Source organism: Paenalcaligenes niemegkensis (assembly GCF_022230885.1).
Classification (GTDB): Bacteria; Pseudomonadota; Gammaproteobacteria; order Burkholderiales; family Burkholderiaceae_B; genus Paenalcaligenes; species Paenalcaligenes niemegkensis.
Map to the genome: position 1 here is coordinate 71,308 of NZ_JAKGCT010000002.1, position 21,391 is coordinate 92,698.

Here is a 21,391-nt window from a genome sequence, read left to right on the forward strand (position 1 = left end):
AACGAGCATGAATAAATAATAAATACTGACTAAACACCAAAAGGGTTGGTGGCCTGACTCTGACTAAAAGAGCCTAACAGCGACAGTGATTCGAGCATAACGACCCGCATACAGGTGTGCACTAATGCGCAACACACACGTGAAGCAAGCAAAATATTACGTAAATATAATTATGCGGCGGCTTTTGAAACCATAAAGACGCAACCAGAATAAAGGTGGGCGAATATAACGACAGCTATAATGGGGCAGCTGTCGGAGTAAGTGACATTGCTCTGCTAATTTCTAATGCAATGTGTAATTCGCGCCGACTGGCGATTAATATTATTACACCATCGTACCGGCGGCTTTGCAAGAAATCATTGTCAATAGTCGCGGCCATTTAGGTGACGCAGCCCTAATCCGCAACTTACTCTGCGCCAAGTTGCCGAAATGCTACATCCTTGTTTTATTTTTTGCCTTCCCTACGTATAACCGTGTCCATTACTTATTCTCTAATACATAGCGCTGACGCCATTCATGCCTCCGAGTGGGATAAACTTGCCCAAGGCGAGCAGCTTCTTAGCCACGCTTTCTTCAGTGCATTAGAGACTTCTCCGAATGCTTGCGCCGAGACTGGCTGGATGGCCCATCACCTGATAGCCCGCGATCAGCATGCTGTCGTTGGCATTTTGCCCCTGTATTTAAAAAATCATTCTCGAGGCGAGTATGTGTTTGATCAAGGCTGGGCTAACGCTTACCACCAGCACGGGCATGCCTACTATCCACGCCTGATCAGTGCTGTTCCGTATACACCCGTGGGAGGAGACCGACTGCTTGCGACTAGTGTCGAGGCACAAGAATCTCTGCTGCAGAAGGCGCTGGAAATCAGTATCCGCAATAAGGTGCCTACGCTACACCTGCTATTTCCAAATATAGCGCAGGCTCGTTTAATGGAGGATGCAGGCCTGCTCGTACGTGAAGCTATACAGTTTCATTGGAAAAACCGAGATTACCGTGACTTTGACGATTTTCTGGATGCTTTACGACAAAAATACAGAAAAAAGCTTCGTCAGGATAGTCGCAAGGTTGCAGAGGCGGGGGTGCTCTTCCAGCACCTAAGCGGCGATGGTATTTCGCAGAAAGACCTGGCCTTCTTTTATGAGTGCTATAGAAACACCTATCTTGTACGAGGCCAGCTGCCCTACTTAAATCTCGATTTCTTTCATAAGCTCTTGCACACCATGCCTGAAGCACTGGTGTTGATTATTGCTATGCACGAAGGCCGGCCTGTAGCAAGCGCCCTAAGCCTACGCTCGGGGAACACCCTGTATGGGCGATATTGGGGATCTGTACAAGAGATGCCCGGCCTGCACTTTGAGACCTGTTATATACAGTCGATCCGCTATTGCATAGAGAATTCCATACAAACCTTTGAAGGGGGTGCGCAAGGGGAACATAAATTGTCGAGGGGCCTGGAGCCCGTAACCACCTACTCTGCGCACTGGATTGCAGACCCTGACTTTAAAAATGCTATTGCCGACTTTGTTCTTCGCGAGAAAGAAGCTGTGAGAAGCTACAAGGCCGAACTTAAGAACAGCCTGCCCTTTAAGGCATAGCCCACAAAAATGCCCCAGATGGCATACTTAGCTCTGGGGCATAAGACTCGCCTGTTTTCCTACGGCGCTCACAAGATTGCCATAGACCCTAAGGCTTGTCTTTAGGCTTCTGGACAAAGGGAAAGGCGTTAAACAAATTGTATGCCTGTCCCTGTACCTGATCTTGCATCTGCATAAATAGTTTTTGGCTCTGATCCATATACATGTTCATTGCACTTTGCATGACAGGCGCCTGTACCGACATAAACTGCGCCCAAGCTTCTGGCCCCATCTGTCTGCCATAGACGTCTTGAGACTGCTCTGCCATTTTGTCCTGGATGTCAATAAAGGCCTGTATGTTTTTCTCGAGGTACGTGCCCATTACCCCTTGCATGGCGCTGCCATAAAAACGGATGATATGCTCCAGAGCACTGGCGGAAAACATAGGCACGTTCGCGCTTTCCTCTTCGAGAATAATCTGCAGCAAGATGCTTCGGGTGATGTCTTCGTTGGTTTTTACGTCAACGACGGTGAAGCTTTCGCTGGCCATCACTAACTGCTTAATATCAACTAAAGTGATGTAAGCGCTGGTATGAGTATCGTAAAGCCTGCGATTAGGATACTTCTTGATTAAGCGCGCGGAATCGGATGCAGTGGTTTGTGTCATAGTAAGCAAATCATAGTCGTAGTATGAGGCAATTACCTCAAAAAAGTCAGCCCATATGCAAACCGCCGTTAACCGAGAAGTCGGCCCCAGTGGAAAACCCGGACTCGTCTGAGGCCAGCCAGCTGACAATGGACGCAATCTCGGTGGGCTCACCTAAACGCCGTATAGGAATGGTAGCGACAATTTTTTCAAGTACATCAGGACGAACGGCTTTAACCATATCGGTTCCAATATAACCCGGTGATACGGTATTAACAGTAACACCTTTACTGGCCACTTCAAGAGCAAGCGCCATCGTGAAACCGTGTATACCCGCCTTCGCCGTTGAGTAATTGGTTTGTCCGAACTGCCCTCGCTGCCCATTGACCGAACTAATGTTAATAATACGCCCCCACTCGTTTTGCAGCATAGGTTCAATCACTTGCTTAGTGACGTTAAACAAGCTGTTCAGATTGGTATTGATCACAGCCTGCCAGTCATCAAAGCTCATTTTCCTGAACTGACCATCACGAGTAATCCCTGCATTATTGACTAGCACATCGATATTTCCGTGGGTATCTGCCACAGCCTCGAACGCAGCGCGAGTAGATTCCCAGTCGGCGACATTCCCGACCGAGGCATGAAACTCGAAGCCCAGTTCGCGCTGTTCATCCAGCCATTTTTCGTGGTTGCGGCTTGGGCCGCATCCAGCAATCACTTTGAAGCCATCGTTGGCCAAACGCTGGCATATTGATGTGCCTATACCGCCCATTCCCCCGGTTACATAAGCCAGCTTGGTAGACATAAGTCTCTCCTGATAAGTTAAAACAGCAGCTGTGCTGCAGACAGCTCAGAATTTCTATAACATACGCTAAATTTATGGCTACAGTTTGAAGCCGTTATTAGGCAACATCGGCTAGAGAGCTCGCACGTGCACGTACGTACCAGGTGCAGGATCCAGGGCCGGATAGTGCTGCCCCCTAGTTGCGAGGGTGCGTCAACATGTTCACCGCTATTTTCCTCTAGCCAAGATGCCCAATGTTTCCACCAGCTACCCGCGCATTGCCGCCCCTGCGCAAACCATTCATCAGGCGAATCTGCCAAGCCGCCCTGTGCAGGGTCAGCCACCCAGTAATGTCGCCGGTTATCCACTGGCGGGTTAATCACACCGGCTATATGCCCCGACGCACCGAGCACAAAGCGAACATCGCCGCTAAGTAGCTGCGCGCTCTGAAAAGAGCTTTTCCACGGAACAATGTGGTCTTCTTTAGACCCGTATACGTAGGCCGGCATAGTGAGCCGGCGAAAGTCGAGGTCGTGTCCATTAATGCGAACCCCATCAACTTCTTTAAGCTTGTTTTGCAGGTAGGTGTTGCGGAAATACCAGGTGAAGAATGGTCCAGGCAGGTTGGTGCCGTCTGCATTCCAGTAAAGCAGATCAAAAGCGGCCGGGGTTTCCCCTTTGAGATAATTGTCGGTCACGTAATTCCAGACCAATTCACTAGGACGTAAAAAGGCAAAAGCGGAAGACAGATCGCCGGCAGATAATAGGCCGCCCGCCCCCAGTTGCCATTCACGAAGCAAGGCCAAAGCTTCGTCAACAAAAACCTGAAGTGGACCTACATCGTGAAAATCGAGCATCGTGGTCAGCAGTGTCAGCGCATTACACGGCTGCTCGCCACGAGCCTGCGCCAGCGCCAAAGCTGATGACAGTAATGTTCCACCCACACAAAAGCCCAGCGTATTAATCGTGCCTTGCCGGGAGATGGCTTTTACGGCCTCGACCGCCTCAAGCACGCCATGATCCAGGTAATCGCCCCATGTGGCTTGGTGAATCCCGTCGCTATCCTCGGAAAGCGGGTTACGCCATGACATCAGAAAAACCTGAAAGCCTTGATCTACCGCGTATTTCACAAAGGAGTTTCGCTCTTGCAAATCGAGAATGTAGTATTTATTGATGCAAGGAGGAACAATCAATAAAGGGATAGCCCGCACATGAGCCGTTACAGGCTGGTAGTGAATCAGCTCGAACAGCGTATTGCGTAAAACCACAGCGCCTGGCGTGATAGCAATATTTTTTCCTACCCCAAACTGGCTTTCATCCGTTTGCGTCAATCTGCCTTTTTGCAGATCAGCGCAAAAATTCGTCAAACCAGCCATGAGGCTAGCGCCTTGTGTTTCGAGCAGCTTCTGCTGAGCCTCTGGATTGCTCACTAGAAAATTAGCCGGACAAGCAGCCTCTGCCCACTGCATGACAAGGAATGAAAGCCTCTGCTGCACATCGGGTTGCAAGTTGGCATTGCTGACCATCGACTGCAGCGTTTCTGTGTATAGCTCCCAGGCATGCGCACTTAATAGCGCTTCAGGTTTACGTAACCACGCTTCATTTTTGAACCGGCGACTTCGCGGAGGCTTCAAATCGGATCGTGCCGCCAGGCTAAGTAAACTCTGCCACTTAGACTTGAATTCATTTTGAATACTGGCTTGCGCTTCAGAGCTAAGTAACGACGGAAACGGCTGTGCTGTAGACTTTACACTCACGTAACTTGCCCTTAATAAAGAAAGTATGTAACTGTGTAACCACTTTATAATCAGCGATACGAGTCGTGGATGTCAATGGGGGTATCAGCTTAAGCTAAGCGGCTTCAGAGCCGAACTTAAGCAGAATGGCGTGGGGGCAACAACCACGCAACAGTCGCCAAACGACCGGTAATAGCGTGCCTTCGATAAGAATAATATCTGTCATTACGCTCAAAGGTACACTCGCCACTAAGCATGACATCAATGCCCTTAGGAGAGTTTCTCGTAAGGAACAGGCGTGCCAGGCCAGCCAAATCGGCATGATATTTACCTGGTATATCGGCTGGCACAAAATAGATGGCAGCATCTGCATCTTTCGCCAACATGGCCTCAAGCACTTCAGCGCCTACCTCAAAATGACGCTGGCTAATCGCCGGACCGATCCACGCCCGCAATCGCCCATGGTCGGGACGCTTGGCCTGCATGGAATCAAGGGTAGCCTCAAGCACTCCGGCAGCCAATCCACGCCACCCTGCATGTGCCACGCCTAATACCGATCCCCGGTAATCGCTAATTACCACAGGCAGACAGTCAGCAGTGAGAATAGCAAGCACACGATTAACCGCAGTGCTGACCGCGGCATCCGCCTCAGGCGCTGCGCTTGACGCCACATCAGCATCTACCACTCGCACGCCGTGAACTTGTGTCAGCCAGAAAGGATCTGCCGGCAAGTCAAGCCGCAGCCGCGCGCGATTCTCTGCAACTGCTGCTGCCTGGTCGTGGCAATGGGCCCCTAAATTCAAGCCATCCCACGCACCGAGGCTAACCCCACCTTCACGCAAAGTGCTGAAATAGGAGCAGCCAGCCCAGTCAATTCCAGTCATGCTACCGATCGTCATTATTTTTTCCACTGGATCTGCTGGCGAACGGCCTCGAAATCTTCAGGTAATTCAGACTCAAACTCAACTAGCCGCTCGGAGTGCGGATCAATAAAAGCCAGGGCACGGGCATGCAACATCTGTCTGGAGGCATCCAGAATTGGCTTGCCACCATAGATTTCGTCACCTAGCAGTGGATGTTTAAGACTGGCCATATGCACTCGTATCTGATGAGTTCTACCCGTCTGCAAGCGACAAATCACCTCACTGACCGCCACACCACGCCCGGCCAGCCCCTTGCGGATGCATTCAAAATGAGTAATCGCCTCGCGGGCTGCAATGCCATTTACCGTAGTCATCCGAACCGGTACCCTCGCGTCTCTGCCTACTGGCGCGTTAATTACTCCGGCTGCGTCTGGGAAGCCATGCACCAATGCAAGATATTCACGCTTTACGCTGCGCTCTTGCAACTGACGAACCAAGTGCGTCTGGGCAATATCGGTGCGTGCCACCACCATCAAGCCGGAGGTGTCCTTATCGAGGCGATGCACAATACCGGCCCGAGCCACTCCCTTCAATTCCGGATAGCGAAAAAGCAGCCCATTTAATAATGTTCCGCTCCAGTTTCCAGCTCCTGGGTGGGTGACCAGACCCGCAGGTTTATTCACGATAATCCAGTGATCGGTTTCTTTCACGACTGGAAAATCGATGTTTTCCGGCTCATAAGCTGTTTCTTCAGGTGCAGCTTGCTCCCATACGGTGATAACATCACCGGGATACACTGTTTGACGAGATCGAACCGCTTCATTATTTACCTGTACATGCCCACCTTCAATCCACGATTGCAAGCGGCTACGCGAATGCTCGGGAATCAAACGCGCCAGCGTTTTATCCAGACGTTCGGGTTCGGCAGAGATAGGTAACTTAAAGACCCGTGCCTCGGCACGACTCCCAGCGAGTTCGGCGCTTAATTTTTTATCAGTATTTGTGTCAGGCATGTCGACAAACCCATATAATTCAAGTCTGCAATGCTAACACCAAGGATGCTTTTGTGACTCGTCTAGATTACTTTCTATCCCGAATTCCCAACGCTAAACGCTTGGCCCGTGCTACATCAATTGTTACAGCCGCCGTCATCATTGCTGGCTGCGGTTCAGTGAAACCTGTAGTCGACGAGACCGCGGGATGGACGGCCGAACGCCTGTACCAAGACGCCAAAACCGAAATGAATGTCGGCAACTGGAACGGTGCCCGTACTCGGCTGGAGTCGATTGAAGCAAGGTATCCCTTTGGTACCTTCGCTCAGCAATCGCTAATCGACCAAGCCTACATCAACTGGAAAGACGAAGAGCCCGAACAGGCACTGGCAGCCATCGACCGCTTTCAAAAGCAGTACCCGAATCACCCGGGCAGTGATTACATGTTGTATTTAAAAGGTCTGATCAGCTTTACGCCTCCTAGTGCCGCGTTATCCAAAGTCACCAGGCAAGACCCCAGCGAACGCGATCCCAAAGGACTACGCGAGTCTTACGAGGCCTTTAACGATCTCATCAACAACTATCCGGACAGCCGTTATGCTGCCGATGCCAAACAACGTCTTACATGGCTGGTAAGCACTATCGCCGAAAACGAGGTTCATGTCGCCGAATATTACTATTCGCGAGGCGCATATGTGGCCTCTATAAACCGTGCTCAGCGCGTAATTACTGACTTTGAAGGCGTGGAAATTGCGGAAAAGGCTCTCTATCTTATGTACTTATCCTACGACAAGCTGGGCAAAACCGACTTGCGTGATGATACAAAACGCGTGCTGGAAGAGAACTTTCCCAACAGCGCCTACTGGGATCAAGGGCTCAAGACGCCTAAAAACCGCCTGAACCCGATCAACTGGTTTTAAGCGCTTAACACATCACCATAAGCAAAACCCCAAAGTTTCTTAGCAAACCTTGGGGTTTTTAGCATCAGTCTTCTAGCTGGTGCTGTTTAAAAAACTCTAAGGCCCGCTTCGGGTCGCGCGTACGGGTAAAGGCCGGCAGGCCGCGCCACAGCAGACGCCCGTAGGGTTTGTCTACTATGCGTGCATCCCCAACCACAAGCACTCCCCAGTCTCGTTCGGTGCGTATTAAACGGCCTGCCCCCTGCTTTAAGGCAATCGCTGCCTCAGGCAATTGATACTCCATAAAGGGGTTCCCACCGCGATCCCTGCAGGCTGTCATACGTGCTTCAAGCACAGGGTCATCTGGCGGCGCAAAGGGCAGCTTGTCAATGGCCACCAGCGTAAGCGCATCGCCAGGTACATCGATGCCCTCCCAGAAGCTTGCGCTTCCTACCAGCACCATATTGCTTCCATTTCTAAACTCTTCGAGCAGCACTCGACGCGAACGCTCTCCCTGCCTGAGCAATGGCCTGTCGATGAACTCTTCATCAAAACGATCGCGTAGTAAATCGGCGATACGGTCTACGGCGCGTAATGTGGTGCACAACACAAGAACGCCACCCGTAGCTTGCTTGATCAGAGGTAGCAAAAGCTCTACGAATTCAGTATTGAAATTGGCCGAATTAGGTATAGGCAAGGTGTTCGGCACAAACAGCAAGGCTTGCTCGGCGTAGTTAAACGGAGATGGCCAGACCTCGGTGCGTGCCTCCCAGAGACCAAGCTGGTGTACAAAATGCGCAAAGTTACCGTGTACAGACAAGGTCGCGGAAGTCAGCACCCATGATTGATGCGGCTCCCGATAGCGGGAAAATATCTTCGCCACTGATAGCGGAGCACTGTGGAACCTGAAAAAGTGCTGGCCATGCTCTACCCACCGCACGGCTTCTTCCGCGCTGGCTGCTTTAAGCTCTTCAGAGGTGGCATCAGGCATCAAGGCGTGCCGGCCGTAGCGGTCAGGCTGGCTCCAGACAAATAACTTTGCTCGCAGCGTGATGGCGAGCTTATAGGCCGCACTGATATCAGGATGCTTCTCGGCCAGCATCTCAAGCAGCTTGATTATTTTATCCAGCTTTTCAAGCAGATTTTCCAGGGACTCATCGAACTGCTCTGCATCAGGAATAGCGTTAAACGTCGCCCGGCCACCGGGCATCTGACTGATTGCGGCCGCGCTTAAGCGTAGATCTCTGCATGCCTGTTCTAGTGCACCCGACACAGCGCTCCAGTCGACCACTCCACGAGCATGTGCCAAACCGGCAACTTCGGTCTGACGCGCCAAATCCTGAAGATTATGCAATGACACTGACGTACCCAAAAAGCGGGTCGCAATGTCGGGCAGCTGATGCGCCTCATCGAACACCACGGTATCAACAGCAGGCAACAAATCGGTGATACCTTCTTCGCGTAAGGCCAGATCAGCCATGAACAAGGCATGGTTAACCACAACCACATCGGCCTCTTGTGCCTTGCGGCGTGCTTTAAGCACAAAACAGTCGGACACAAAAGGACAGTCCTGGCCTAAACAGTTTTCACGGGTCGAGGTCACCCTGGACCATATGTCGGCATCTTCAGGCACTTCTGATAAATCGGCTTTATCGCCACTTGAGCTGATTTTAATAAAACGTCCAATTTCTTGGAGATAGCCCGCCTCGCGCCTGGAGCTATATCCTCTGCCATCTTGCTCAGTTCGCTCGAGATGGTAGTGACAGACGTAATTGCTGCGCCCTTTAAGCAGTGCAATTTGTATGGACAAGGCCAAGGCTTTACGCAGATGCGGTAAGTCGCGCCTGAATAGCTGATCTTGCAGCGTACGCGTACCTGTTGAAACCAGAACCTTTCCACCACTTAGGAAAACCGGCACCAAATAGGCCCAGGTCTTGCCGGTGCCGGTGCCCGCTTCGGCAATAAGGATTTCATGGTCCGTGATCGCTTTGGAGATAGAACGAGCTAACTCGAGCTGCCCATGGCGTAAATGATAATGGCTTACCGATTCCGCCAAAGGGCCGCCTTCGGAAAAAATATCGTCAAGTTCCTGCGTTAGCATGTTGATATGTCTTTAAATAAATCAGCCCGGCTCTATAATCGGAGCCGCCGAGCCTTATAAGATGCGTTAGTCACACAGCGTAACCCTGTGATGGTGCTTTTGTATGGCAAAATTGCCGCGTCTAGTCTTTTTACCGATGTTGAATCAATGACCGATACCACTATAGAAACAACCGCCCGTACCGTCGATGAAGCTCGTATCTTGCAGCTACTGGCAAGTGAACTTAACGTACGCCCTACACAGGCCGCAGCCGCTGTGGAGCTACTGGATAATGGTGCCACGGTACCTTTCATAGCCCGTTATCGTAAAGAAGCGACTGGCGGACTGGACGATAGCGTGCTGCGCGAATTAGAAGTTCGGCTGTTGTATATACGCGAACTGGAAACCCGGCGCATTGCTATTTTAGAGTCGATCGAACAACAAGGTAAGCTTAGCCCAGAATTAAGCGCTGAAATTGAGTCAGCTGAGACTAAACAGCGTCTCGAGGATCTTTATGCCCCTTATAAGCCCAAGCGTCGCACGCGTGCCCAGATAGCTCGTGAGGCCGGCCTGGAGGCTTTGGTACAGGCTATTCTCGACGCTCCCAACGATGACCCTTCTATTGTAGCTGCAAGCTACCTGAGCGATGCTCCTTTTGATAACGCCAAAGCGGCGCTGGAAGGTGCCCGCGATATACTTTCTGAACAATACGCCGAAAATGCTGACCTGCTCGCCAACATGCGCGAGCATTTGTGGTCTACAGGCCTGCTTTACGCAAAAGTAATCGAAGGCAAAGAAAACGAGGGCGATAAATTTCGCGACTGGTTTGATTTTAGCGAATCACTGCGTACCCTTCCTTCACACCGCATCCTGGCGCTCTTGCGCGGCCGTCAGCAAGGGGTATTAACGCTACGTTTGGGCCTAAGTCCTGAACAGGAAGAACTGCTGCCTCATCCTTGCGTTGAGCGCATAGCTGATTTCCTCGGTTGCGGCGCACGCTTTGATGCCGACGCCACCCTGCAAGAGGTCTGGCTCGCCGAAGTATGCCGGTGGACATGGCGGGTAAAGCTGCTGACTGCCTTCGAAAGTGAGCTGATCACACGTCTGCGCGAGACCGCCGAACAAGAGGCCACACGCGTTTTTGCAGCCAATCTTCGCGATTTGCTGTTAGCCGCTCCCGCTGGAAACAAATCGGTATTGGGCCTGGATCCTGGCATCAGAACAGGCGTTAAAGTCGCTGCCATTGACGCTACCGGCAAAGTGCTTGACACCGCTACGGTCTATCCATTTGAGCCTAGACGCGATCGTAACGGCAGCCTGAAAACCCTCTACGCTCTGGCAAAAAAACACAACATCGAATTGGTCGCTATCGGTAATGGCACGGCTTCCCGTGAAACCGAGAAGCTCGTCACCGATCTGCAAAGCGCTCATCCCGACCTTGCCTTTACCCGTGTCACGGTGTCTGAAGCCGGAGCTTCTGTCTACTCAGCCTCAGAGCTCGCTTCCAAAGAGTTTCCAGATCTTGATGTCAGCCTACGAGGCGCTGTATCTATTGCTCGGCGACTTCAGGACCCCCTCGCCGAGCTGGTAAAAATCGAGGCCAAGGCCATAGGCGTAGGACAGTACCAGCACGATGTAAACCAGCGCGAACTGGCCCGATCTCTTGAAGCCGTCGTAGAGGATTGCGTAAACGCCGTTGGCGTGGATATCAACACCGCCTCCACTCCCTTGCTCATGCGCGTATCCGGCTTAAATGCCACCCTTGCCAAGAACATTGTCGAATGGCGAAACAGCAAAGGCGCTTTCGAGACCCGTCGTCAGCTACTGGACGTGCCCCGATTCGGCCCTAAAGCCTTCGAGCAGGCGGCCGGATTCTTACGTATTCCTGGTGCACAGAATCCACTGGATGCTTCTGCCGTTCATCCTGAAGCCTATTCAGTTGCGCAGCGGATTCTCGATAAAATTCAGTCAGAAGCCACTGAGGTAATGGGCAAGTCAGGCGCATTAAAAGGCCTTTCACCGTCCGAATTTACTGACGAACGCTTTGGCTTGCCTACCGTGCAGGATATTTTTGCTGAAATCGAGAAGCCCGGACGCGACCCACGTCCGGAATTCACGACGGCACAATTCATGGAAGGCGTCACTAAAGTATCAGACTTGATACCGGGAATGATACTCGAAGGTGTAGTCACCAACGTTGCCAACTTTGGCGCTTTTGTCGATGTAGGCGTTCATCAGGACGGACTTGTTCATATCTCGGCCCTCTCGAACCAGTTTGTCAGCGACCCCAGGGATGTTGTGCGGGTAGGTCAAACCGTTAAGGTTAAAGTCGTAGAGGTCGATGTAGCCCGCAAACGCATCGGACTAACGATGCGTCTTAACGACGATACGCCCAGCAGTGCCAAATCATCTGAGCGTAAAACTAATGCCGGCCGTCCATCCCAACCGCGACAACAACGGGATTCGCGTTCCGCGCGTGACAGCACGCCCGCAAACGGCGCCATGGCTGCTGCATTTGCCAAATTGAAAAAGTGAGACTGAAATGTCGCAAGACTCCCCAGATATCAAAGAAAAATTGCGTGAACTCATTGTTCATCTAAGCGATGCAAGCCTGGACGCAGCCGAAATCAATGCCATCGTTGATATCGCACTTGAGGCACAGGCTCATCCGGAAGCCGTGGTGAAGCGGCTTTACGGAAGTGACGCGGCGCGGATGGCCGAGCGTCACCCCACCGACGTAGTCGCCTTTATTCTGGGGGTCGAACTTGAGGATCATCTGATCGTTGCCGATACCGTTGATGAACTATGGGAAGAAACCATAGACTGTTTCGAAACTCCGCAACTGGCAGAGTTTCCCTACGACGATATGCCCTTTTCAGACGTGGAAGGTTTTTATGAATGGGCAAATACTGAACTGCTGGCTCACCACGCCAACTACGCCCTGATCGAATTCTCACAACATTACAACCACGAGTTTCAATTGGCCCTGGTAAAACGTGAAAATCTTGACGCGGTTCTGAATCTTTGCCTAAGTCTGGATATTCACGCCCAGGTATGCGCCTGATGTCCCAATTAATCTCGCATGCCAGCCAAGGTTCCTAAAATGGCAGGGATGTCGCTAGACTTAAGGTGAGCGACAAGCCCTTTTTCAGTCGAAACAGAAGCCTGATCACCATTAACCTCAAACTGCGAAACATCAGTAAAAGCAGCAAATGCCCTTTGAGATAGCCCGGCAGCCCTTGGGTCGGCAAAGAGCTCGGATAACACTAGCTCTTTGCCGTCTGCGTCTATCAGGCGGAACCTGAAGCCCCCTCGTCACGGAAGCTGACAAAACGTCCCTTGCGCTGGCTGGCTGCGCCAGCGGCCACCGCAACGCTTTTGGCCGCGCGCAGCCCAATGGCCTCGCGAACCTGTCTAATAACCGGTAATGCTTCTGCGCGGGCCTTGCTCGCACCTTCAAGCAAAATATCTTCAATGTAATCCGGCTTCGACATCAAATCGTTATAGCGTTCACGCATGGGCGCAAGCAAATTTTCGAGCAAGTCATACAATTGGCCTTTTGCTTCCCCCAGCCCAAGCCGCCTTCCAAATCAGCCTTGAAGGCATCTGCCTGAGCAGAGGTGGCAAACGCTTTGTACAGGGGATACACCATTGAAGATTCGGCATCTTTTGCTTCGCCGGGCATTTTAGAATCGGTCACGATTCGCATCACGGCGGCTTTCAGACTCGCCGCCCCGCCTTCGAACAGCGGGATAGTATTGTCGTAGCTTTTGGACATCTTACGACCGTCCAGCCCAGGCAAGGTAGCGACGCTGTCATCGATCAAGACCTCGGGCAAGGTAAACACGCTGGCGTATAAGTGATTAAAGCGCTGGGCGATGTCACGGGCCATTTCAATATGCTGAATCTGATCACGCCCCACTGGTACTCTGTTCGCATTAAACAGCAGAATGTCAGCGGCCATTAAAACCGGATAGCAATATAAGCCCATGGTGACCCCATCGTCGGGATCAATGCCTCGAGCCACATTTTGATCTTGTGAAGCCTTGTAGGCATGTGCCCTATTCATCAGGCCCTTGGCAGTCACGCAGCTTAGCACCCAATTGAGCTCGGGAATTTCCGGTACGTCAGACTGACGATAAAAAGTGACTTTATCGGTGTCCAGCCCTGCTGCTATCCAGGTCGCGGCAATAGCCAGCCGGGATTGCGCCACTCTCTCAGGGTCATCACACTTAATTAATGCGTGATAATCGGCCATAAAGAAAAACGCATCATTGCCTTCGACTGTACTGGCTTGAATGGCAGGCCGAATTGCCCCGGCGTAATTGCCTAAGTGAGGGATTCCCGACGTGGTAATTCCGGTAAGTATACGAGTAGTCATTTAAATTTAACGGTGCAAAAATTGCTGTGAAAGCACAGATTATAAGGTGGCAGCACTACGACGTTCGGACTCAAGATACTCTTTGGACTGCATCTCCATCAGACGGGAAATCGTACGATGGAACTCAGTGCTCATAGGTCCTTCCGTGTAGAGTTCGTCGGGCAGGCACTCTGCCGAAATAATTAACTTAACATTATGATCATAGAGCACATCGACAAGCCAGGTAAAACGTCTGGCAGCCGATGCATCACGTGCCTTCATCTTGGGGACATCAGATAAGATTACCGTTTGGAAAAGACTGGCAAGCTCTAAATAATCATTTTGTGAACGTGGCCCCTGGCACAAGGTCTCGAAGTCAAACCACACCACGCTACCGCTGCGTGCTACCGTTTTTAATTCCCGATTTTCAATTACAAGCACCGGCTCTAACGGAGCCGAATCGGATAACCGATTAAAGGCAGCTTCCAGTTGTGCCCCGGTCTGCTCATTCAAGGGCGTCAGATACATAGGCACCTGTTCAAGGCTACGGCGACGATAATCAATACCCGCATCTACCGACAGCACATCCATGCGCTCTTCGATCAAACGTATGGCGGGTAGAATACGATCACGATGCAGGCCATCCGGATACAATAAGTGTGGCTGATAATTTGAAGTCATTACAAAGCAAGTACCACGCTCGAAAAGCCCTAGAAGCAACTTGTACAAAATCATGGCATCAGCGATGTCAGAAACATGGAACTCGTCGAAACAAATTACCTGATAGCGCTGTGCAATGGTTTCCGCGACGCTGTCCAGGGGATCAGCCTGGCCTCGCAAGGTGTTCAGTTGCTGATGCACACCGCGCATAAACTCATGAAAATGCAGCCTCGCCTTACGTTTTATCGGAACGCTCTGATAAAAAGCGTCCATAAGAAAGCTTTTTCCCCGACCTACCCCACCCCATAAATAGACGCCTTCAGGGGGCATCTCCTTAGAAAACCAGCGACGCAATACGGATCGCTGCGACTTGTCGTAAGCCACCAGTTCGTCAGAAAATTTTTGTAAGCGAGCGATAGCAAGCTGCTGTGCCGCATCGGCTTTATAACCGCGTTCAGCGAGCGCCTTTTGGTAGTACTGGGTAACAGCCATGTTGTGGTCGGTGATAATTTTACGGGATGAAGTTCTACAGTATAGGCTTTAGCTATAGCCAAAGCTTAAGACAATAGCAAAGTCATAGGCCTTGCTGGCAATAACGCAAAGACAACGCATAAAAAAGGCAGGCTGTGCAAGCCTGCCCTTTTAAAAAGCGAGCACAAACGATTTAGAAGTTCAGTGCGCGCTTATCTACAGCTAATGCCGCTTCTTTCATCGCTTCGGAAAGCGTTGGGTGAGCATGACAAATACGAGCGATGTCTTCAGCTGCTCCGCGGAATTCCATAATGACGACGGCTTCTGCTATTAACTCTGAAGCTGTTGGGCCAACAATATGTACGCCCAGCACCTCGTCAGTTTTGGCATCAGCCAGCACTTTAACGAAACCAGCGGTATTACCCAAAGCGCGTGCGCGGCCATTTGCCATAAAGGGAAAGCTGCCAGAACGATAGTCGCGGCCGTCTTTCTTGAGCTGCTGCTCGGTTTTGCCTACCCAGGCAATCTCGGGTGAAGTGTAAATAACCCAAGGTACTGTGTCGAAGTTAACATGTGGCTGCTGACCGGCAATACGCTCGGCAACAGCAACGCCCTCTTCTTCGGCCTTATGAGCCAGCATCGGGCCGCGTACCACGTCACCTACAGCCCATACACCAGGCAGATTGGTACGGCAATCGTCATCAACGGCAACGAAACCACGCTCGTCGAGCTTCAGGCCGACTGTATCAGCCCCAAGGCTAGCGGTATTAGGAACCCGACCAATGGAAACGATCAGACGGTCAACATCAAGCTTTTGCTCTTTGCCCTCTGCGTCGACGTACTCAACGCTAACACCTTTAGCGGTGCTTTTGATCTCGCCAACCTTAACATTGGTCTGAATCGCCAACCCTTGCTTGGTGAATTCTTTAAGAGCTTCTTTGGCTACATCGCGATCAACCGCTGACAAGAAGTCGGCTGCACCTTCGAGTACATTGACTTCAGCGCCCAGGCGACGCCATACGCTGCCTAGTTCCAGACCAATGACACCAGCACCGATAACGCCCAGCTTTTTAGGCACGCTGCCAAGACGCAATGCGCCATCGTTGGACAGGATCTTATCTTCATCGAATGGGACATCGGCCAACTGACGAGCCGTAGACCCGGTTGCCACCACTACGTTTTTAGCAATGAGTTCTTCAGCATTCGGGCCTTCTACCTGAATCGACCAGCCCGCATCAACCTTAGCGTTAAATGCTGCAGTACCGTGGAAGAATGACACTTTGTTTTTCTTGAACAGATACAGAATGCCTTGATTGTTTTGCTTTACTACAGTGTCTTTACGGCCCAGCAGCGTATCGAGCTTCAGGCCCAGACCTTTAACTTCGATACCATGCTCGGCAAAGTGATGACCTGCCTGCTCGTAATGCTCAGATGACTGCAGCAATGCTTTGGAAGGTATGCAACCTACGTTGGTACATGTGCCGCCTGGAGCGGCCTTACCATCGGCACCCGACCATGCATCAACGCACGCCACAGACATGCCCAGCTGTGCAGCACGAATCGCTGCAATATACCCGCCTGGACCTGCACCAATAACTACTAAATCAAACTGTTTTGCCATTTTGTTTCTACCTTTTCAGCGTATGTAGCTGAGGTGTCGCACAAGCGCCTATTCGACGCGGCTACCTGCCACGCTACCTACCTAAACAACATCGGCCAGACGCATATGCATCCGGCCGATATTACGAAAATATAGCCAGAGTACCGGACCGACCTAGATGTTCAACAACAAACGTTGCGGATCTTCCAGCGCTTCTTTCATGGCCACCAGGGCCAGCACAGCCTCACGACCATCAATGATGCGGTGATCATATGACATCGCCAGGTAGTTCATAGGACGAATAACAATTTGACCGTTTTCTACTACAGGGCGCTCTTTAGTGGCATGGATGCCCAAGATTGCAGACTGCGGAGGATTGATGATCGGGGTGGACAGCATTGAACCAAAGACACCACCGTTCGAGATAGAGAAGGTTCCGCCAGTCAGTTCTTCAAGGGTTAGCTTGCCGTCGCGCGCACGTGCGCCGAAATCAGCAATTTGCTGCTCGATTTCAGCAATCGAAAGCTGGTCTGCATTGCGTAAGATAGGCACGACCAGACCACGCGGGCTTCCAACTGCAATACCGATATCAAAGTAACCGTGGTAGATAATGTCTTTGCCATCAACCGAGGCGTTGACAACCGGGTATTTCTTAAGTGCGGCAACGGCTGCCTTAACAAAGAAAGAAGTGAAGCCCAGCTTAACGCCGTGTTCTTTCTCGAACTGATCCTTGTACTGTTTGCGCAGGTCAAGAATGGCTTGCATATTGACTTCGTTGAACGTAGTTAATATGGCATTTTCCTGTTGCGACTGCAACAGGCGCTCTGCAACACGAGCGCGCAAGCGGCTCATGGGCACACGCTGCTCAGGACGGCCATCCAGCGATAAGCTGGCAGGTGCGGCAGGAGCAGCAGCCTTGGCTGTGCCGGCCTGAGCGCGGTTTGCGTCTTCTTTAGTCACACGACCGCCACGGCCGGAACCTGTCACGCTTTCGACTTCAACGCCTTTCTCTGCCAGAATCTTCGACGCAGCCGGAGATGCTGCTGCAACTGTAGAGGATTTTTCAGCTGGGGCTGCTGAGGCTGCAGGAGCCTCTTCTTTTGCTTCAGACGACGGGGCTGCAGCAGTAGCCGTAGCCGAGCTGTCGATACGCGCCAGGACCTCGCCCGCGTAAACGGTAGAACCATCAGCTTTTACAATTTCCGTCAAGACGCCTGAGGCTGGAGCCGGAACTTCAAGCACCACCTTATCAGTTTCCACTTCGATGAGGATTTCATCTGCAGTAACCGCTTCACCGGGCTGTTTTTTCCATTCGAGCAAAGTGGCTTCTGAAACGGATTCGGATAGTTGAGGAACGAGTACTTCGGTAATAGCCATAATATTTTATTCCGTAAATTTAGTGATCTGTCTGATTGCGCAAATTACTTAGTCAGCGAAAAACCTTTGATTCGGGGAGCAAAAGCCTGCTCAAGCAACGCCTTTTGCTGCTCTTGGTGCTTAGCCAGATAGCCCACCGCGGGCGAAGCTGAAGCGGCACGACCGGCATAGCTGAGTTTCTGGCCTTCTGCCATGTTTTCGAACAGGTGATGCTGAACATAGAACCATGGTCCCTGGTTCTGGGGCTCGTCTTGCACCCACACCACTTCACGCAGATTCTCGTATTTTTGAAGTTCTGACTGGAAAGCTTTGTGTGCAAACGGGTAAAGCTGCTCGACGCGCACGATGGCTACATCGCTGCGCTTCTGTTCATCACGGGCAGCAACAATGTCGTAATAAACCCTGCCGGAGCACACTAGCAGGCGTGTGACGTCGCTGGCCTTGATAGCCGAATCAGTTTCACCAATCACAGGCATAAAATGCCCTTCCGACAGATCAGTTAACGGCGAGGTCGCAGCTTTGTGACGCAACAGTGACTTAGGAGTCAGCAACACCAAAGGCTTACGGAAAGGACGAATCATCTGGCGACGCAATACATGGAAAATCTGCGCGCCGTTGGTAGGCTGGATAACCTGGATATTGTTATCAGCACACAATTGCAGGAATCGTTCGATTCGAGCTGATGAGTGTTCCGGCCCCTGGCCTTCGTAGCCATGAGGAAGCATCATGGTCAGGCCGCAATGGCGACCCCACTTGGCTTCGCCTGAGGTGATGAACTGATCGATAACCACTTGGGCACCGTTCACGAAATCGCCGAACTGCGCCTCCCAGATAGTCAGAATATTCGGTTCGGCCGAAGCATAGCCGTACTCGAATGCCAGCACAGCCTCTTCAGACAGTACCGAGTCGATCACACTGAAAGGAGCCTGCTTTTCAGAGACATTCTGCAGTGGTACATAGGTGCCATCATCCCAGCGCTCGCGCTTTTGATCATGCCAGACAGCATGGCGATGGCTAAAAGTACCGCGTCCGGAGTCTTGACCGGTAATGCGGATGGCATAGCCGTTCTCGACCAGTGAGGCAAACGCCAGATGTTCGCCCATGCCCCAGTCGACGTTGAGCTCGCCCTTGATCATGGCACGGCGGTCTTTAAGCAAACGGTTCACCAGGGAATGCACGGTGAAGTCATCAGGTACGGTCGTGATGCGCTCACCTAAACGTTGCAGCTCGGAAAGCGGCAAGGCTGTATCGCCCTGGTCAGTCCATTTAGCCTCAAGGAACGGTGTCCAATCGGTAGCGTACTTGTTTTTGTAATCGGTAAGCACAGGCTCGACAGTGCGCTTTCCATCCTCCATGAGCTGACGATAGGCCTTGACCATGTCATCGGGCTCGTTCTCCCCAAGCACGCCCTGAGTGATCAGCTTGTCGGCGTAAAGCTTGCGTGTACCGGTATGCTGACCAATGGTTTTATACATTAGCGGCTGCGTCAGTGATGGCGTATCTTGTTCGTTATGGCCGAGCTTACGGAAGCAAACGATATCGATAACGACGTCGTGGCGGAATTTCTGGCGGTAATCAAGAGCCAGCTTTGTGACAAAAACCACAGCTTCGGGATCATCACCGTTAACGTGGAACACAGGCGCTTCAATCATCTTGACCACATCGGTGCAATACAGCGTTGAGCGTGTATCGCGAGGGTCGGACGTAGTGAAACCAATCTGGTTATTAATGACAATGTGCAAGGTACCACCGGTACCGTAGCCACGTGTCTGCGCCAGGTTAAGGGTCTCCATGACCACACCTTGTCCGGCAAAGGCGGCATCACCATGCACCAGTACTGGCAGCACCTGAGCACCTTCGCTGTCACCGCGACGGTCTTGGCGAGCGCGTACGCTGCCTTCGACAACGGGATTAACGATTTCAAGATGTGAGGGATTAAAGGCGAGCGACAGATGTACTGGACCGCCACGGGCGGACAAGTCGCTGGAAAAACCGTTATGGTATTTCACGTCGCCGTCGGTCAGACCTTCAGCGTGATAGCCTTCGAATTCGGCAAACAGATCAGCAGGCATTTTGCCCATGATGTTGACCAGCATATTCAGACGGCCACGATGAGCCATACCGACTACGATTTCCTGGACGCCGCTTTCACTTGCGTGGTTGACGACTTCGTCCATTGAGGCAATAAAGCTTTCGCCGCCTTCAAGCGAGAAACGTTTCTGGCCTACATACTTGGTATGCAGAAAACGTTCAATGCCTTCGGCTTCGGTCAGCTGCTGCAAGATATTACGCTTCTGATCAGCCGAAAATTCAAATGTTCCGTGTACCGATTCCAGGCGCTCCTGAATCCAGCGCTTGGCAACCGGATCGGAGATGTGCATGAATTCTGCACCAATATTTTGACAATAGGTATCACGCAAGGCCTTGAGCAAGTCACGCAGGCTCATGGTTTCATTTTTCGTGAAATACGTATTGGTAGCGGAGTAAACCTGATCGAGGTCGGCTTCGGTAAGACCGTAGAAAGCAGGATCAAGCTCTGCGTAACTGGGACGTTCGCTGCGCTTGAGCGGGTCGAGGGATGCCAGGCGCGCGCCTAGCGAGCGGTAAGCAGCGATTAAAGACTGCACCGATACCTGTTTGGATGCCAGAGCAAGATCGACCGCAGGCACGCGCGTGATTAACGCGTTCGCCTTGGCGCGCTGTGCAAATGACTCGACGATAGGCGCATGCGCCTGATCGCGTGTACTTTCACGGCCGTCAGTAGCAGGTAAATGCTGCAGCTGATCAAAGTAGCTGCGCCACTCGTCTGGCACGGCCGTTGGATTATTCAGATAGATCTCGTAGAGATCTTCTACATAGGCAGCATTACTGCCAAATAGATAAGATGTGGATAGCAGTTCAGTTTGCGAAGATGACATTATGCGCTTCACCTATCCGGGTGTTTCACCCGTTATGAGATGCAGGAAAACCTTCCGCGACACGGCCACGCCGGTTAGCGGATAGCAGAGCAGAAGGCAACGTTGGACGCCTTTTACAAGCCGTATACAATTTAGTATACCCCCGGGACGCAAGCACGCACTTCACACCCCCGAAAACATTAGCCTTGCGGCCGTTTGTTGGCAATACCTGACACATATTTCTAATGAACATTAATTGTCGACAATCTATTCAAAGATGCTCAATATGAGCATTAGAAAAATAGCGTTTAAAAATCACATAGCTACTTTAAACGACAGCATTTACTACGCTTTTAAAATGCTGCAATGCGGCATGCATTGAATGCACTATTCACGCTATAACTATTAGATGCGTGAGTTTCGCCTAAAATGAACGTAGATTTTTAAATAAC

At 51.5% G+C, this 21,391-nt stretch carries 13 protein-coding genes and 2 pseudogenes; 4 read left to right on the top strand and 11 right to left on the bottom strand.

Annotated features, from left to right (window positions below; translation table 11 throughout):
* The first annotated feature begins 473 nt into the window (after positions 1–473).
* Complete coding sequence (locus L1889_RS02095; protein WP_238663671.1) at positions 474–1,595, top strand: GNAT family N-acetyltransferase; 1,122 nt, start codon at positions 474–476, stop codon at positions 1,593–1,595.
* Positions 1,596–1,683: 88 nt separating this feature from the next.
* Here the strand turns inward: L1889_RS02095 and phaR are convergent, their stop codons facing one another.
* The 5 genes and pseudogenes from phaR to L1889_RS02120 form a co-directional block, all read right to left on the bottom strand.
* On the bottom strand, positions 1,684–2,241 hold the full coding sequence (gene phaR, locus L1889_RS02100) for a polyhydroxyalkanoate synthesis repressor PhaR (RefSeq protein WP_238663672.1): 558 nt from the start codon (positions 2,239–2,241) through the stop codon (positions 1,684–1,686).
* A gap of 46 nt (positions 2,242–2,287) precedes the next feature.
* Positions 2,288–3,025 carry an acetoacetyl-CoA reductase gene (gene phbB, locus L1889_RS02105; RefSeq protein ID WP_238663673.1) on the bottom strand — a complete coding sequence of 246 codons (738 nt, stop codon included), beginning with the start codon at positions 3,023–3,025 and terminating at the stop codon, positions 2,288–2,290.
* 111 nt (positions 3,026–3,136) lie between these two features.
* Positions 3,137–4,761 (bottom strand): annotated as a pseudogene (locus tag L1889_RS02110) (PHA/PHB synthase family protein).
* A gap of 116 nt (positions 4,762–4,877) precedes the next feature.
* Complete coding sequence (gene pgeF / locus L1889_RS02115) at positions 4,878–5,651, bottom strand: peptidoglycan editing factor PgeF (protein ID WP_238663675.1); 774 nt, start codon at positions 5,649–5,651, stop codon at positions 4,878–4,880.
* Positions 5,639–6,616 (bottom strand): RluA family pseudouridine synthase, encoded by a 978-nt coding sequence (locus L1889_RS02120; protein ID WP_238663676.1) that lies wholly within the window; start codon positions 6,614–6,616, stop codon positions 5,639–5,641. Before L1889_RS02120 ends, pgeF begins: the two co-directional genes overlap by 13 nt.
* Before the next feature lie 53 nt (positions 6,617–6,669).
* On the opposite strand from L1889_RS02120, the gene L1889_RS02125 reads away from it, so the two are divergent.
* Positions 6,670–7,515 carry an outer membrane protein assembly factor BamD gene (locus tag L1889_RS02125; protein WP_372871040.1) on the top strand — a complete coding sequence of 282 codons (846 nt, stop codon included), beginning with the start codon at positions 6,670–6,672 and terminating at the stop codon, positions 7,513–7,515.
* 64 nt (positions 7,516–7,579) lie between these two features.
* Here the strand turns inward: L1889_RS02125 and yoaA are convergent, their stop codons facing one another.
* On the bottom strand, positions 7,580–9,595 hold the full coding sequence (gene yoaA / locus L1889_RS02130) for a DNA repair helicase YoaA (RefSeq protein WP_238663677.1): 2,016 nt from the start codon (positions 9,593–9,595) through the stop codon (positions 7,580–7,582).
* Between the two features lie 147 nt (positions 9,596–9,742).
* Between yoaA and L1889_RS02135 the strand changes: the two genes are divergently transcribed.
* Both L1889_RS02135 and L1889_RS02140 read left to right on the top strand, forming a co-directional pair.
* Positions 9,743–12,109, top strand: a complete 2,367-nt coding sequence (locus L1889_RS02135; protein WP_238663678.1) for a Tex family protein — start codon at positions 9,743–9,745, stop codon at positions 12,107–12,109.
* A 7-nt stretch (positions 12,110–12,116) separates the two neighbouring features.
* Positions 12,117–12,638, top strand: a complete 522-nt coding sequence (locus L1889_RS02140) for a hypothetical protein (protein ID WP_238663679.1) — start codon at positions 12,117–12,119, stop codon at positions 12,636–12,638.
* Between the two features lie 8 nt (positions 12,639–12,646).
* Here L1889_RS02140 and L1889_RS02145 read toward each other — a convergent pair.
* The 5 genes and pseudogenes from L1889_RS02145 to L1889_RS02165 all read right to left on the bottom strand — a co-directional run bounded on the left by L1889_RS02145 (position 12,647) and on the right by L1889_RS02165 (position 20,960).
* Positions 12,647–13,955, bottom strand: a pseudogene (locus L1889_RS02145) (tryptophan--tRNA ligase).
* 39 nt (positions 13,956–13,994) lie between these two features.
* On the bottom strand, positions 13,995–15,086 hold the full coding sequence (gene zapE / locus L1889_RS02150) for a cell division protein ZapE (protein WP_238663680.1): 1,092 nt from the start codon (positions 15,084–15,086) through the stop codon (positions 13,995–13,997).
* Between the two features lie 172 nt (positions 15,087–15,258).
* On the bottom strand, positions 15,259–16,686 hold the full coding sequence (lpdA, locus tag L1889_RS02155; protein ID WP_238663681.1) for a dihydrolipoyl dehydrogenase: 1,428 nt from the start codon (positions 16,684–16,686) through the stop codon (positions 15,259–15,261).
* A 153-nt stretch (positions 16,687–16,839) separates the two neighbouring features.
* Positions 16,840–18,042: a 2-oxoglutarate dehydrogenase complex dihydrolipoyllysine-residue succinyltransferase gene (gene odhB / locus L1889_RS02160; RefSeq protein ID WP_238663682.1), complete on the bottom strand. Its 1,203-nt coding sequence runs from the start codon at positions 18,040–18,042 to the stop codon at positions 16,840–16,842.
* Positions 18,043–18,086: 44 nt separating this feature from the next.
* Positions 18,087–20,960: a 2-oxoglutarate dehydrogenase E1 component gene (locus tag L1889_RS02165; protein ID WP_238663683.1), complete on the bottom strand. Its 2,874-nt coding sequence runs from the start codon at positions 20,958–20,960 to the stop codon at positions 18,087–18,089.
* Between the last annotated feature and the right edge of the window lie 431 nt (positions 20,961–21,391).